The sequence below is a fragment of the Bhargavaea massiliensis genome (assembly GCF_018390575.1).
GTDB classification, from domain to species: Bacteria; Bacillota; Bacilli; order Bacillales_A; family Planococcaceae; genus Bhargavaea; species Bhargavaea massiliensis.
Genome location: NZ_JAHBCJ010000001.1, coordinates 170533 through 184612, shown reverse-complemented (window position 1 = coordinate 184612; position 14080 = coordinate 170533). Strand labels below are relative to the sequence as shown.

Genomic DNA, 14080 nt, shown 5'->3' with positions numbered 1-14080 from the left:
AAATCAAAATAATCTTATCCAGAGCGGCGGAGGGAACTGGCCCGATGAAGCCCGGCAACCTTCAGGCGATGCCTGAAAGGTGCCACATCCAGCCGGACATCCGTTTGTCCGGGAAGATAAGAGAGTACGGGACAGTCGGCCTCTCTGATCACTCAGGGAGGCTTTTAGAATCCCGTCAAAACTGAATAAACGAATTCTTATCAAGAGCGGCGGAGGGACTGGCCCGACGATGCCCGGCAACCACCAGATAATGTCTGGAAAGGTGCTAATTCCTGTGGGAAGCAATTCCCAAGAGATAAGAAGAGGACGGTACACCCGCGCTCTCTTCTTAGAAGAGGGCGTTTTTCAATGCAAAAGACAGCGGGATATATACGGATGAAGGGGAGAGGACAACATGAAAAACACGAAAATCAAACTGCTTGGACTGGCAGCGGCGGCACTATTGGCACTTGGAGGATGCTCATCTTCAAACGCGGAGGAAGACGGCAATCCGGAAAAGATCCGCGTGGACTACGCGCATTACTCTCCGACAAGTCTGGTCCTGAAAAAGTTCGGCTGGCTGGAAGAGGAATTTGAGGAAGACGGAATCAAGGTCGAGTGGGCGTTCAGTCAGGGCAGCAACAAGGCACTGGAATTCCTGAACAGCAACAGCGTCGACTTCGGGTCGGCGGCAGGAGCGGCATCGCTCATGTCGAAGGCGAACGGCGCACCGATTCGGAACGTCTACATCGCCTCGAAACCGGAATGGACGGCACTTGTGACAGATTCCGATTCCGGGATCGGAAGCGTGGAAGAACTGAAAGGCAAGAAAGTCGCGGCGACACTCGGTACGGACCCGTATATCTTCCTGCTGCGGGCGCTTGATGAAGCGGGCCTGTCAGCAGATGACGTAGAAATCGTAAATCTGCAGCACGGGGACGGCGCAAGTTCCCTCACGACGGGGGGTGTTGATGCCTGGGCGGGCCTTGACCCGCATATGGCACGACTTGAAGTGGAATCTGGTGCGGAACTGTTCTACCGCAATGAAGACTTCAACACCTACAGCTTCCTGAATGTCCGTGAAGAGTTCGCGGATAAGTACCCGGAACATGTCGAGCGGGTGATCGAAGCCTACGAGAAAGCGCGCCAGTGGGTGCTTGAGAACCCTGAAGAGGCGGCAGAGCTGCTTGCGGAAGAAGCGGAGATTCCTCTTGAAGTCGCGGAAATCCAGATGGAGCGCAATGACTTCTCCGAACCTGTTCCGGGAGATGCGCAGCGGGAAGCCCTGATCGAAGCCGGACGGATCCTTCAGGAAGGCGAAGTCATCAAGCCGGACACGGATGTGGAGAAGCTGACGGATGAACTGATCGACCCGGCATTTGCCGAAAAGGCGATCGGAGAGGAGTGACCGGAAAATGGTGAAACAGGCGATATCGATTCCCGGCATAAACCGGCAGACGAAGGATAAAGCGAACGCCAAAACGGGCGGTGTCCAGAAGGTATTGCTCGGCGGCATTCTGCCGCTCGCCCTCGTCATCGTATGGGAAGCGCTCAGCCGGGCGGGAGTTTTCCCGTCCTACCAGTTGCCGGCACCGAGCGTCATTTTGTCGACCATCACCGGGATGGCGCAGGACGGTTCCCTCTGGAGCCATGTCGGCATCACGGTCTACCGGGTGTTCGCAGGCTTCCTGATCGGGGCGCTTGTCGCGGTCGTGCTCGGCTCGGTCGTCGGGTTTTACAAAAAGGCGGAGCATGTGCTTGATCCGACGATCCAGGCTTTCCGTTCGATCCCGTCGCTGGCATGGGTGCCGCTGTTCATCCTCTGGATGGGAATCGGCGAGCCGTCTAAGGTGACGATGATCGCGGTCGGCGTGTTTTTCCCGGTTTACCTGAACACGGTGAGCGGCATCGCCGGCGTTGACCGGAAGCTGATCGAAGTCGGCCGCATGTACGGCCTGAATGCCTATCAGCTGGTTACGCGCGTCATCCTGCCGGCGGCGCTCCCGTCGTTCCTGACAGGGCTCCGGAGCGGACTCGGACTCGGCTGGATGTTCGTCGTCGCAGCGGAACTGATGGGCGCAAGCCAGGGGCTCGGCTACCTGCTCGTCGTCGGCCAGAACACGCTATCGCCGGAGATGATCATCGCGAGCATCATCCTGTTCGCCGTCATCGGCAAGCTGTCCGACTGGATCCTGAAAATCATCGAAGAGCGAGCCCTGCACTATCAGGATCGCGCGGTTAACTTATAAAAAGGGGGGCTCGGCCATGGCACTTGAACTGAAAAACGTCGGCCGCACATTCGACGGCCAGACAGCGGTGCGGAATGTCAACCTGTCCGCAGGGGAAGGCGAGATCATCGGACTTCTCGGCACGAGCGGCTGCGGGAAAAGCACGTTGCTCCGGGCGATTTCGGGACTGGATGGAAACTATGACGGAGAGATCCGCCTGAACGGCGAATTGGTGGACGGCGTGCAGGAGTCCGCCGGGTTTATCTTCCAGGAGCCGAGGCTATTCCCGTGGCTGACCGTTTTGGAGAACGTCACATTCGGATTGTCCAACAAGGCCGGGGACAAGGAGAGAAAAGGGCGTGAAATCCTCAGGAAAGTCGGGCTCGGAGACAGCGAAAATCTGTATCCGAAGGAACTGTCAGGCGGCATGGCGCAACGCGTCGCGATTGCCCGCGCGCTCGTCACTTCTCCGGAGGTCCTGCTTCTGGATGAACCGTTCAGTGCGCTGGACGCCTTCACGAAGATGCAGCTGCAGGACCTCCTGCTCGACATCTGGAAAGAGGCGGGCACAACGATGGTGCTCGTCACCCACGACATCGACGAAGCTTTGTATTTGTGCGACAGGATCGTCATCCTTCGCGGACGGCCGGGAGAGATCGTGAGTGAAATCAACGTCGGGGAGCCGCGTCCGAGACCGCGCGGCAGCACCCATCTTGCGGAACTGAAGACTGACATATTGGAGAGTCTGGACCTGAGCCGGTCCTGAGAGGAGGAAAACAGCATGACCATCGTAAAAGAAAAGGTCCTGGCACCGTTGCCGGGCAACTATAACCTGGAAAACTATGACGAGATCCGGAAGACATTCACCTGGGAGGACGCATCGGGCGAGCTGTTCTGGAAAGCCGGAAAGGTAAATGCGGCCTATGCCACGGTCGACCGACATGTCGACGAAGGCTACGGCGACAAAATCGCCCTCCACTACGCCAACGGGGACGAGCGGCGGTCCCTGACTTTTCGCGAGGTGAAGGAAAAGACGGACCACTATGCGCGGGTGCTGAAAAAGCACGGCGTCAAAAAAGGCGACCGGGTCTTCGTATTCCTGCCGAAAACGCCGGAGTGCTACATCGCGATCTTGTCGGTCATCAAAATCGGCGCCATCGCAGGGCCGCTGTTCGAAGCGTTCATGGAAGAAGCGGTAAAGGACCGGATCAACGACTGCAGCGGCACGCTGCTCATCACTGACCGGGAGCTCGGCAAGCGCGTTCCGCGGGAAGAGATCCCGTCGCTGCAAACGGTATTGTACGACGATGAAATCGAAGCGGAGGAAGTCGAAACGATACCGGGCGAGGAACTGACCGAGTGGGTCGGACCTGAAGACGGCATGCTGATCCACTACACGAGCGGTTCCACCGGCAAGCCGAAGGGCGTCCTGCACGCGCACCGCGCCGTGTCCCATCATTACGTCTCGGGCAAATGGGTGCTTGATGTGAAGGATGATGACGTCTACTGGTGCACCTCCCACCCGGGCTGGGTGACGGGCAGCGTATACGGCCTGTTCGCACCGTGGCTCAACCGCGCGACGGTCATCATCCAGGGCGGCCGATTTAAAGCCGAAGACTGGTACCGCCTCATCGAGGAATTCGGCGTGACGATCTGGTACAGCGCGCCTACTGCCTTCCGGATGCTGCTGTCAAAAGGGGATGCGCTCAAACAGTTCGATCTGTCCTCGCTCCGACACATCCTGAGCGTCGGGGAACCGCTGAATCCTGAAGTCATCCATTGGGCATGGAACGAACTCGGCGTCCGCATCCACGACACATGGTGGATGACCGAAACCGGAGGGCACCTGATCGTGAACCTGCCTGCCGAGCCGATCAAGCCCGGCTCGATGGGCCGTCCGTTCCCGGGCATCACCGTCGGCATCCTGGACGAAAACGGGCAGGAACTGCCGCGCGGCGAAGTCGGTCAGCTCGCAATCAAGACCCCATGGGCCGGCCTCATGAAGGAAATCTGGGGGAACAAAGACCGCTTCGACGCCTACTTTAAATACGAAGGCTGGTACCTGTCTGGCGACCTCGCTTATCAGGACGAGGACGACTACGTCTTCTTCCAGAGCCGGGACGACGACATGATCAACTCCTCCGGCGAACGCATCGGCCCGTTCGAAGTTGAAAGCAAACTGATCGAGCACCCGGCCGTCGCCGAAGCAGGCGTCATCGGCAAGCCCGACCCGGTTCGCGGAGAAATCGTCAAGGCATTCATCACGCTCCGCCCGGGCTTCCAAGAGTCGGCAGAGCTGCTCGAAGACATCCGTGTATTCGTCAAACAGGGCCTCGCCGCCCACGCCGCTCCGCGTGAGATTGAAGTCATCGCCGACCTGCCGAAAACCGTCATCTCCGGGAAGATCCTTCGCCGGGAACTGAAGGCGCTGGAAGTGAAGCGTGCCGAAGAAGCGGCAGCTGTCGTGGAGTGAAGGGTTAGCCGCATTCGTCACTTTCAAGAGGGGAATCGTCACTTTCAGGGCGTGAATCGTCACTTTCAAGAGGGGAATCGTCACTTTCACGGCACGATTCGTCACATTCATCAAAAGAGGCATCATCCGGTTCAGAATCCGGTTGATGCCTCTTCTTTATAATGAGCCGATCGCCTGCAAGATCCGTTCTCGAATCTCCCTGTATTCCGAGCTGTCCACCAATCTCACCATCGCTCTCCTTAATTCATCCGCATCCTCGATATTCCCGACAGGAACGGCGCGGGAGAAGATGCGGGTGTATTTTCTTCCTTCTTCGTAGGCCAGTGCCCGGACCGGAACGCCCTCTTCCTCGAGGAGTGACAGGAATTGATTTCTCTCCCCGGTTGGCAGGGGACCGACCTCGATGATCAGACGGAGCGCGGAATTCTTCAGCCGGAACCAGGCAATGAGCGGGTACCCGAGCCAGTAGTTCTCGGTCGGCTGGCAGCCTGCGGGAAAGCGGGTCCATTCCGTTTCGACGAAGTGTGGGAGGCGTTGGTGGATCTGATAGTGCCGGATGTCCTTGGCATCAAGCAGCTGACGGAAAGCCTGCTCGATCGGGGTGCCGCCCATCCTCCTGCTTTGCACACCTTCCTCGCCCAAGAGGACCGCTTCATTGGCGAGGCGAAGCAGGGATTGGAAGGCTTCTTTCTCATAAAGCCGTTCCATGACCCGCGCGAGCTCGCTGACGTCTTCCCATGACTCGGGCGCTTCCGCATCCATGTAGATGCGCGTGTACTGACTGCTTTCCCCATAAGCTTGCTCCCTGATGTCGAGTCCCCTTGCGGCAAGTCCCCGAAGCAGTCTGACGCGCAATTCGTGTTCGAGCGGACCGACTTCCATCCGCAATTTCAGCCGGTCGCCGGCCCGTTCAAACCAAGCGATCAGCCCTCTGTTCATCCACCAGCTTTTCCGAAGGTCAGTTTCCTTGTAGTACTCAAACCACGCCTGCTCGAGGAAATGTGGAACGCGGAAATGGGCGGTATATAGATGCTCCGGCCACTCCTGTTTTCGGGCGAACTTCAGGAACGCCTCTTTCAGGATGCTGTCCCCGACACTCTTGATGAAATCGACGGTCTCCTTATGACGCCGGTAAGTGCCGAACAGGATGGTTCCGTTCTGATCCGGGCCTTGCCTCAGCGAATGCAGGAGGTCGACCGCTTCCTTATGATTTCTGTACAAGTCCAGTCCTATCGCATTCAGCTTTTCATTCTCGACAAGCTGGTCTTCAAGAATGTCGGAGTAATATGAAAGGAAGCTATGTATGTGCGCATTCATATATTCTTTCCGGGTTTCAAGGAGTTGCTGCAGAATTGCAAGCACATCCGAATAACCGAGCATCAGATAATCCTCGTGTGTCGGCTCCTCATCCTGGAGAGTTAGGAAAACCGGAATGATCTTATATCCACCATAGACAGACCTGGCGTATTCGATATACTCTTCCAGCTGGCCTTCCGATTCGCCCGACCAATACTTGTTTTCGATCAGAAGGACGATTTTGTGGAGGGCAGACACGGCAAGCAGGTCGATCCTCTTCCGGTTTGAGGTCTGCAGCTCCTTGTAAACGGTGAGGTCATGGTAGGGATGGCCGGAAATCTCCAACACATCGTAATTGGAAAGCTTGTCCTCATCCTCTGTGTTCGCCGGGTTCGTAAACACTTTGGCGATGAACTTTTTCGCGAAAAAAGGACCAAGGTTGTGGTTCCCGGAGGGATCCATCAGCCAGCCCAGCACATTGGAATGGCGGATTTCATAGTTGTCGACCTGGAGAATCTTAAATGGGTTGAAGCGGTTGAAGTGATCGTCCAATACCGTGAAATCAGCGTCCTCCAACAGGGTGAGAACTTGCTGCGAGTGGTGGTTCATGGCTTGATTCCTCCTGATGGTTACTTAGCGGATGCCGTTCCATTCAGCATGAAACTCAGCCAGGAACGCCTCCATATACCGGTGCCTTTCTTCCGCGATCCGCCTGGCTTCATCCGTGTTCATCAGATTCTTTAGCTTCAGCAGCTTTTCATGGAAATGGGCGATGGACGTGCCTGTGTCGCGGTCCGGATCATGGAGCGCCTGTCCCCGGTTGCCGCCGAAGGCGAATGTCCGGGCGATGCCGATGGCGCCGATTGCATCCAGCCGGTCGGCGTCCTGGACGACCAGTCCCTCGAGTGTCGACGGCCGCTTCGCCCCATTTTTGCTGAAGGAGACTTCGCCGATGATCATGCAGATGGCTTCCGCCTGTGCGGGCGAAATCCCTTGCTCCTCCATGAATGCCCGGGCATTCGGCAGTCCGTCGCCGCCGCCGAACAGTTTCGGGTCGTCCGCATCATGGAGCATCGCGGCGAGCCCCACCAGTTCCCGGTCGGCACCTTCCGATTCCGCAATCCGCATCGCCATCCGGTACACCCGGAGCGTATGATGCACGTCGTGTCCGGTCGCATCCTCGCCGAACAGCCTGGTGATCCGTTTAAGAGCCGCTTCAAATAAAGCCGGATTCACTCAAATCCCCTCCTTGTGAGCAATTCATTCCATTTTATCATTCCGATGCGGTTAAGATGGAAGCAACAGGGAGGGATTTCGATGGAACGATTCCAGCGAGACATCAAAGACCATTGGCGGGTGCGCTACCAGAACCCCGGGTTCCCGCACGTCCAGCAGGGCTGGGTGCTGCCGCCGGGGCAGGAGGAGGCATTCGACCCGTTCATCATCATGGCCGACGACTGGTTTAAGCGGGGAACGTTCTCCGACCACCCGCACCGCGGTTTCCAGACGATCACGTACGTCATCGATGGCCGTCTCGAGCATATCGACAACGCCGGCGGCTACTCTGTGCTCGATGCGGGAGACGTGCAGTATATGAACGCCGGTTCCGGCGCCCGCCATGCCGAAGAGGCGTACGGGGACGACCTGATCCATACGCTGCAGCTCTGGCTGAACCTGCCGGAGCGGCTGAAGGAGTCTGATTCCTTCTATCAGAACATCCGCGTGGAAGAAGCGCCGGTTGTCCAAGTGGATGGGGGTGCAATCCGCGTTTATTCCGGTGATGTCGCCGGCTTGAAGGGACCGATGGAAAGCCTCGTGCCGATCACGATGGCGGAAGTCTCGCTCAGGGAAGGCGCCGAGTACACGCATGTGCTTCCTGAAAACCACAATGCTTTCCTATACGTGCTCGCAGGGGAACTGGCAGCGGGGGAATCCGGCACCGTCCTGTCCAAGACGGACGCCGCAACGCTTACCTTCAATGAAGAAGGGGAGGAGTCCGCGCCAAGCGAGCTGAAACTACGCGCCAACTCCAGGACACGCGTGCTGATTTATTCCGGCGTGCCGCTTCGCGAGAACGTCATTGCCCGGGGCCCGTTCGTCATGAACACCGAAGACGAGATCCGCCAGGCCTTCTTCGACTACCAGGCCGGCAAATTCGGCCCGCCCGCTGTTAAGTAAGAATAGGAAAGCCCCGCGGAACCGCGGGGCTTTTGTCGTGGGAGCGAATTGAGATATTGCTATCGCCGGGAGAAACGTTGAATATACTCCGCACCGTACACATAATAAAGCCACACCAAAAATAAATATTCCGACTTCAAAATATGGGTTGCATGGACAGTTTTTCTTTGCTAATATAAACGTTGTCCGATTGAGACACGGCCCCTTGGTCAAGCGGTTAAGACACCGCCCTTTCACGGCGGTAACACGGGTTCGAATCCCGTAGGGGTCATATGTTGGAGGGGTAGCGAAGTGGCTAAACGCGGCGGACTGTAAATCCGCTCCTTCGGGTTCGGCAGTTCGAATCTGCCCCCCTCCACCACTTTTCATGTTTAAATCACCCGTTTCCGGGTAACATTAAAAAGGCAGCACTTCATAGCGTTGGGGTATAGCCAAGCGGTAAGGCAACGGACTTTGACTCCGTCATTCGTTGGTTCGAATCCAGCTACCCCAGCCATTTTTTTATTTTCATGAGCCATTAGCTCAGTTGGTAGAGCATCTGACTTTTAATCAGAGGGTCGCAGGTTCGAGCCCTGCATGGCTCATACGGAACGCCTTCCCGGCAGCGGGAAGGCGTTTTTTCATTTCTTGAATCTCAATTATCCAGTCCGCCCAGTTTCCGCTCCTTGCGATCTTCCTCGTCTTCATCGCCGTCCCGCCTGACCTCCATGACCTCGTCGTTTTCTTTCATTTCCTTTGAGGCTTCTTCCATTTCTTCCATCTGTTCTTCAATCTCCTCCATTTCTTCCTGGTACTCCTCCTCAACCTTGGTGGTGGAGGGGATGAACGGCTCGTTGTTGTAGTCGACCCGCTTGCCGTAGCGTAGCATCTCGTAGATGATCATGCCGTTGTTCGGCATGCCGTTGACTGTTTTCATCGGTACGACGTCAAACAGGACATAATAGAACTGGTAAAACAGGAAGCGACTCCAGAACGTTTCATATTTGACGATAATGCCGTTGGCAAGCAGCGCATTCAGGATCAATGCAGGCACCATATTGACCAGGATCGGACCCGCGTAAATAAGCACGTAAATGAATTTGCCTTTGCGTTTCAGGTCATCATAGGAAAACCAGCTGTACAAGTGGTAATATCTGCGTACATCGAATATCCCGAACTTAAAGACCCGCGGGCCGGAACCGATCGTGAGGCGCGGATTTACCACGCCAAAAATCGCGCTCGTGATCACATAGCCCAATTCGCGAAGAAACACGACTGCCGGCAGGATGATAAATGCCGAGATGATCAATGAAATCAGATCCTGAAGGCCAAACACCGGCATCCTCCTTTCCACCCGAGGCATCTACCCCTTTGCTATACCCTTTAAACCGCGATGTATGACTGCCTCTTTATGGATAAAGCTGTACGGAAGCGGTCCGGCGAGATTTCGCCCGGCGCGTTGATATAATGGACATGGAAAGATGGAGAGGGGGATTCGACGTTGATTCTGAATAACGCGAAACTGTACGGCCGGGAAGGCCTATGGACGATCGATATTGAGGATGGCCGGATCCGGTCGGTGACCGCTGCCGGAGAGGCGGACGTGTTGGGCAAGGACGTCAGGGACCTGGAAGGAAAACTGGTCCTGCCGCCTTACGTGGAGCCGCACATCCACCTGGATTACGTTTTCACGGCAGGTACGCCGCGGTGGAGCAAGTCCGGATCGGTCTTTGAAGGGATCGAGATCTGGGCGGAGCGCAAGCAGATGCTGAATGAAACAAAGGACGACCTGAAAAAGCGCGCACTCCGGGCAATCGGGCTCCAGGTGAAAAACGGGATCCAGCATGTCCGGACGCATGTCGACGTCAGCGATCCGACGCTCAAGGGCATGGAAGCGCTGCTTGAAGTGAAGGAAGAAGTCAAACCGTGGGTGGACCTGCAGCTTGTGGCGTTCCCCCAGGAAGGGCTGTACACGAAGCCGGACGGCGAAGAGCTGCTGATCCGCGCAATCGAGATGGGCGCGGATGTCATCGGCGGCATCCCGCATTATGAGCTTACCCGTGAAGAGGGCGTGAAGTCGGTAATCCGCGCGCTTGACCTCGCGGAGGAATACGGCAAGCTCGTCGACATCCATTGCGACGAAATCGACGACGACCAGTCACGCTACCTGGAAGTGCTGGCGGGTGAAGCGCTCCGCCGCGGTATGGGAGACCGGGTAACCGCGAGCCACACGACCGCAATGGCTTCCTACAGCAACGCCTACACGTACAAGCTGTTCCAGACACTTAAAAAAGCAGGCATTCATTTCGTCTCGTTGCCGAAAGCGAACCTGCATCTGCAGGGCCGATTCGACGAGCACCCTGTGCGCCGCGGGGTGACGAGGGTCAAGGAGATGCTCGCGGAAGACATCAACGTCTGCTTCGGGCTCGATTCAATCGTGGATCCGTGGTACCCGCTCGGCAACGGCGAGCTGATGAGCGTCGTCGACACCGGCCTGCACGCCTGCCACATGACCGACTATGCGCATATCATCAAGGCGCTCGATCTGGTCAGCGTCAACGGGGCGAAGGCGCTCCACCTCGGTGACGATGAATATGGCGTGAAGGAAGGCAACCCGGCCAACCTGATCGTCATCGATGCCGACTCGGAGTATGAAGCGGTCCGCACACAGGCACCGGTTCTCCTGTCGGTCCGGAACGGCGAAATGATCGTGGAAACACAGCCGGCAGTGACGGAGACGACTTTCAGAACGGAATAAATGAAAACAGGGAGGTGGGCCCGTGCCGGTTCTCGGGCTAAACGGCGTCAGGCTCAGGCCGCTCGAGCGTGAAGATTTCGAAGCGCTCTGGGGGCTGTATTCGCCGGATATTTTCTTTTTTATGCTGAACCAGGTCGAGACGAAAGAGCGTTTCGACCAGTGGCTTGAAACGGGAATCACCGCGATGGAAACAGGGGAAAGCTGCCTGGCATTTGCAGTGGAAAACGAGGAGACCGGAGACATGATGGGCACGACACGAATCTTTGGCATCGACCCGTTCAACAAACTGTGCGAGATCGGGTCCACCTTCTACGGGAAGGCGTACCAGCGGACCCATGTGAACACCGTTTCGAAGTACCTGCTGCTCCGCCATTGCTTTGAAGAAATGGACATGATCCGCGTCCAGTTCAAGACCGACTCGGAAAACGTTCGATCGCAGAAAGCATTGGAGCGGATCGGGGCCAAGCTGGAAGGCGTCATGCGGAACGAACGCATCCGCTCCAATGGAAAACCGCGTGACGTCCACCTCTATTCGGTCATCGACCGCGAATGGCCGGAAGTGAAACGTCATCTGGAACGGCTGATGGACAGGGATTGAAGAATAAAAGCCGGCATGCCGTCCGCTACAGGAGGCATGCCGGTTTCATTTCCCGGTCAGGTCATTTAATTTGGCTTCGATTCTGTCCAGCTGTTCTTTCCGCTTTCTGTGGGAGCGGCTGAACAGCACAACAGCAGCGAGGATGCCTGCTACAACCGCCAGATAAAAAGTGACGGCTAAAAGGTCGCCCAGGTTGGTCAATGATCCCATCTCCTTTATCCTAATAGTTATAGCTTAACTTAGAAAAAGGACATGGAAAAGACCGGAAGAAATCAAGTGACGGAAGGAAGACATCCACAATGGATTTTAAAACAGTCATGCAGGAGCTTGAATCCCTGGGCAAGGAACGCACGAAAAAGATGTACATGTCCAACGGCGCGCATGAGCCGCTTTTCGGTGTGGCAACGGGTGCGATGAAACCGATGAAGAAAGAGATCAAGATCAACCAGCCCCTGGCGGAGCAACTGTACGCGACGGGCAATTATGACGCCATGTACTTTGCGGGGGTCATCGCCGACCCAAAAGTCATGACGGAAGCCGATTTTGACCGCTGGATGGATGCGGCGTATTTCTATATGCTGTCCGACTATGTGGTGGCCGTCACCCTGTCCGAGTCGCCTCTGGCACAGGACATCGCCGACAAATGGATTGCAAGCGGTGAGGAGCTGAGGATGTCGGCGGGCTGGAGCTGCTATTGCTGGCTGCTTGGCAGCCGCAAGGACGATGAATTTTCTGAGGACAAGCTTTCCTGGATGCTGGAGACGGTGAAGAACGAGATTCATGATGCGCCAGAGCGCACAAAATCGGCGATGAACAATTTCCTGTATACAGTCGGCATCTCTTACAGCCCGCTCAGTGAACAGGCGGTCGAAACGGCGCGTGAAGTCGGCACCGTCGAGATGAAGCGGCCCAACAAGAAAAGCAGCTTCCTGAATGCCTACGACAATATCCAGAAAGACCTGGACAAAGGAAGACTCGGCTTCAAGCGAAGATATGTCCGGTGCTAATGAAACCAAAAGCCTGTATCTGGGAGGAACCGCCTCCTCAGATACAGGCTTTTATTAGGCGTTCAGCTTCTCCCATTCGCTCAGCGTCATTCGCTCCGTCAGCTTGTTCGGGTTGTCCATCTTGCAGATAAACTCAAGGCTGTTGCCGTCCGGGTCGTTAAAGTGGATCTTGGCATGGGCGTATTCCGGCTGCGGCATCACGAAAGGTTCGTCCGGCCCGAAACCGAACGCTTCCCTCGGCTCGTATCCCCTGTCCCTGAGCCAGCTGACGGCACCTTTCAGCCCTTCGAGGGACACCTGGAAGGCGATGTGGCGGATGGAAGGGTGATAGTCCAGCTCCACCTTGTCGGTTTGCCAAAGCCCCAGCCAGCTTTTGCCCTTCTCGATCCATAGAAAAGCCAGCCCCTCTCCGTGGGTATGCGCAAGTTCAAGCCCGAGACCGGTGTAAAACTTAAGTGATCGTTCAAGATCACTGACCGGCAAATGGGCTTCATACAGTCCCCTGATCATCCTGGAAATCCCCCCTATTCCATACGGTATATGGTCATTATATCGAAACAGACTGATTCTTCCGATGAATAATTATCCTAAACTTTGTCCAGTTGAGCCATCTGCCATTTTAGATTCATAATAGTAGCCAGAGTCAGAAAAGGGGGATAAGCAACATGAACAGTCATAAAGAGATTTCAATCATCGGGGTTCCGGCGGATTTCGGCCAGAGCCGGCGCGGGGTCGATATGGGGCCGAGCGCGATCCGTTACGCGGGGGTCGTGGAGCGGATCGAAGCGTTGGGGCATATCGTAAGGGATGAAGGGGATATCCCGGTCGACATGGATGCGCCCCGCGAAGTGTCGGGCACGAACCTGAAAAACCTGAAGGCGGTCACCGAAGGGAACCGGAAGCTTGCCGGTAAAGTGTCGGAAACCGTCAGCGACGGGCGCTTTCCGCTTGTTCTCGGCGGCGACCACAGCATCGCAATCGGCACTTTGGCCGGTCTGAACGAGCATTACAGCAACCTTGGAGTCATCTGGTATGATGCGCATACCGACCTGAACACGGCAGAAACGTCGCCATCCGGTAATATCCACGGGATGCCGCTGGCCGTCGCAATGGGCCTCGGACACGGGGATCTGACCTCGATCGGCAACGGGCCGACAGTAAAGCCGGAAAATATCGTCGTCATCGGGGCGCGCTCGATTGATCCGGGAGAGCGCGAGCTCGTCAAGGAGAAGGGCATCCGCGTGTACACGATGCACGAAATCGACCGGGACGGCATGACGGCAATCATGGAGGACGCCATCCGCTACCTGGAAGAGCGCGGCGTGGACGGCGTGCATCTTTCGCTCGACCTGGACGGGCTCGACCCGCTTTACACACCGGGTGTCGGCACGCCGGTGCAGGGCGGCCTCAGCTACCGGGAAAGCCATCTGGCGATGGAGATGCTCCACTCAACGGGCCGGATCACATCGGCTGAATTTGTCGAGGTGAATCCGATTCTCGACGAGCGCAATAAAACAGCAGACGTCGCCGTCGGCCTGATGGGCTCCTTGTTCGGTGAAACCTTGATTTAAAGGCGTTATGGCC

General features: G+C 56.4%; 14 protein-coding genes, 4 tRNA genes and 2 riboswitches. Of the genes, 13 read left to right on the top strand and 5 right to left on the bottom strand.

Features of this window, described 5'->3' with window-relative positions; all coding sequences use genetic code 11:
- Positions 1–11: 11 nt before the first annotated feature.
- A riboswitch (SAM riboswitch) is annotated at positions 12–123 on the top strand.
- 71 nt (positions 124–194) lie between these two features.
- A riboswitch (SAM riboswitch) is annotated at positions 195–302 on the top strand.
- A 92-nt stretch (positions 303–394) separates the two neighbouring features.
- Genes KHA84_RS00965 through acsA form a run of 4 tightly spaced genes read left to right on the top strand, consistent with a single transcriptional unit; the run spans position 395 to position 4680 of the window.
- Positions 395–1387 (top strand): aliphatic sulfonate ABC transporter substrate-binding protein, encoded by a 993-nt coding sequence (locus KHA84_RS00965; RefSeq protein WP_213421399.1) that lies wholly within the window; start codon positions 395–397, stop codon positions 1385–1387.
- 7 nt (positions 1388–1394) lie between these two features.
- Complete coding sequence (locus tag KHA84_RS00960; RefSeq protein ID WP_213421398.1) at positions 1395–2228, top strand: ABC transporter permease; 834 nt, start codon at positions 1395–1397, stop codon at positions 2226–2228.
- Between the two features lie 16 nt (positions 2229–2244).
- Positions 2245–2973, top strand: coding sequence for an ABC transporter ATP-binding protein (locus KHA84_RS00955; protein ID WP_213421396.1), 729 nt, complete (start codon positions 2245–2247; stop codon positions 2971–2973).
- Positions 2974–2988: 15 nt separating this feature from the next.
- Positions 2989–4680, top strand: a complete 1692-nt coding sequence (acsA, locus tag KHA84_RS00950; protein WP_213421394.1) for an acetate--CoA ligase — start codon at positions 2989–2991, stop codon at positions 4678–4680.
- 156 nt (positions 4681–4836) lie between these two features.
- Here acsA and KHA84_RS00945 read toward each other — a convergent pair whose 3' ends face one another.
- Positions 4837–6585, bottom strand: coding sequence for a PDDEXK-like family protein (locus KHA84_RS00945; RefSeq protein ID WP_213421393.1), 1749 nt, complete (start codon positions 6583–6585; stop codon positions 4837–4839).
- A gap of 24 nt (positions 6586–6609) precedes the next feature.
- On the bottom strand, positions 6610–7212 hold the full coding sequence (locus KHA84_RS00940) for an HD domain-containing protein (protein WP_213421392.1): 603 nt from the start codon (positions 7210–7212) through the stop codon (positions 6610–6612).
- An 81-nt stretch (positions 7213–7293) separates the two neighbouring features.
- Between KHA84_RS00940 and KHA84_RS00935 the strand changes: the two genes are divergently transcribed.
- The 5 genes from KHA84_RS00935 to KHA84_RS00915 all read left to right on the top strand — a co-directional run bounded on the left by KHA84_RS00935 (position 7294) and on the right by KHA84_RS00915 (position 8738).
- Positions 7294–8154, top strand: coding sequence for a pirin family protein (locus KHA84_RS00935; protein WP_213421391.1), 861 nt, complete (start codon positions 7294–7296; stop codon positions 8152–8154).
- A gap of 199 nt (positions 8155–8353) precedes the next feature.
- Positions 8354–8425 (top strand) — tRNA-Glu (locus KHA84_RS00930).
- A gap of 6 nt (positions 8426–8431) precedes the next feature.
- Positions 8432–8515: transfer RNA gene (locus KHA84_RS00925), tRNA-Tyr, on the top strand.
- Positions 8516–8575: 60 nt separating this feature from the next.
- Positions 8576–8650 (top strand) — tRNA-Gln (locus KHA84_RS00920).
- Positions 8651–8665: 15 nt separating this feature from the next.
- Positions 8666–8738, top strand: a tRNA-Lys gene (locus KHA84_RS00915).
- A gap of 50 nt (positions 8739–8788) precedes the next feature.
- Here the strand turns inward: KHA84_RS00915 and KHA84_RS00910 are convergent.
- Entirely contained in the window at positions 8789–9469 is a 681-nt protein-coding gene (locus KHA84_RS00910) for a hypothetical protein (RefSeq protein ID WP_213421389.1), read from the bottom strand.
- 165 nt (positions 9470–9634) lie between these two features.
- Between KHA84_RS00910 and codA the strand changes: the two genes are divergently transcribed.
- A complete protein-coding gene (gene codA / locus KHA84_RS00905; RefSeq protein ID WP_213421387.1) occupies positions 9635–10891 on the top strand; it encodes a cytosine deaminase in 1257 nt (418 codons plus the stop codon).
- 22 nt (positions 10892–10913) lie between these two features.
- The gene (locus KHA84_RS00900; RefSeq protein WP_213421385.1) at positions 10914–11489 is read left to right on the top strand and encodes a GNAT family N-acetyltransferase; all 576 of its coding nucleotides are present in this window, start codon (positions 10914–10916) and stop codon (positions 11487–11489) included.
- Positions 11490–11534: 45 nt separating this feature from the next.
- Here the strand turns inward: KHA84_RS00900 and KHA84_RS00895 are convergent, their stop codons facing one another.
- The gene (locus tag KHA84_RS00895) at positions 11535–11690 is read right to left on the bottom strand and encodes a hypothetical protein (RefSeq protein ID WP_213422016.1); all 156 of its coding nucleotides are present in this window, start codon (positions 11688–11690) and stop codon (positions 11535–11537) included.
- A gap of 98 nt (positions 11691–11788) precedes the next feature.
- Between KHA84_RS00895 and KHA84_RS00890 the strand changes: the two genes are divergently transcribed.
- Positions 11789–12496 (top strand): DNA alkylation repair protein, encoded by a 708-nt coding sequence (locus KHA84_RS00890; RefSeq protein ID WP_213421383.1) that lies wholly within the window; start codon positions 11789–11791, stop codon positions 12494–12496.
- Positions 12497–12550: 54 nt separating this feature from the next.
- On the opposite strand, the gene KHA84_RS00885 is transcribed toward KHA84_RS00890, so the two are convergent.
- A complete protein-coding gene (locus KHA84_RS00885; protein WP_213421381.1) occupies positions 12551–13006 on the bottom strand; it encodes a VOC family protein in 456 nt (151 codons plus the stop codon).
- Positions 13007–13161: 155 nt separating this feature from the next.
- On the opposite strand from KHA84_RS00885, the gene rocF reads away from it, so the two are divergent.
- Complete coding sequence (rocF, locus tag KHA84_RS00880) at positions 13162–14067, top strand: arginase (RefSeq protein ID WP_213421380.1); 906 nt, start codon at positions 13162–13164, stop codon at positions 14065–14067.
- Positions 14068–14080: the final 13 nt, after the last annotated feature.

What these genes read in the sequence shown, in the direction of transcription:
- KHA84_RS00890 (WP_213421383.1), top strand. Translation starts at nt 11,789, where the DNA reads ATGGATTTTAAAACAGTCATGCAGGAGCTTGAATCCCTGGGCAAGGAA.
- KHA84_RS00960 (WP_213421398.1), top strand. Translation starts at nt 1,395, where the DNA reads ATGGTGAAACAGGCGATATCGATTCCCGGCATAAACCGGCAGACGAAG.
- KHA84_RS00885 (WP_213421381.1), bottom strand. Translation starts at nt 13,006, where the DNA reads ATGATCAGGGGACTGTATGAAGCCCATTTGCCGGTCAGTGATCTTGAA.
- KHA84_RS00935 (WP_213421391.1), top strand. Translation starts at nt 7,294, where the DNA reads ATGGAACGATTCCAGCGAGACATCAAAGACCATTGGCGGGTGCGCTAC.
- rocF (WP_213421380.1), top strand. Translation starts at nt 13,162, where the DNA reads ATGAACAGTCATAAAGAGATTTCAATCATCGGGGTTCCGGCGGATTTC.
- acsA (WP_213421394.1), top strand. Translation starts at nt 2,989, where the DNA reads ATGACCATCGTAAAAGAAAAGGTCCTGGCACCGTTGCCGGGCAACTAT.
- KHA84_RS00955 (WP_213421396.1), top strand. Translation starts at nt 2,245, where the DNA reads ATGGCACTTGAACTGAAAAACGTCGGCCGCACATTCGACGGCCAGACA.
- KHA84_RS00965 (WP_213421399.1), top strand. Translation starts at nt 395, where the DNA reads ATGAAAAACACGAAAATCAAACTGCTTGGACTGGCAGCGGCGGCACTA.
- KHA84_RS00945 (WP_213421393.1), bottom strand. Translation starts at nt 6,585, where the DNA reads ATGAACCACCACTCGCAGCAAGTTCTCACCCTGTTGGAGGACGCTGAT.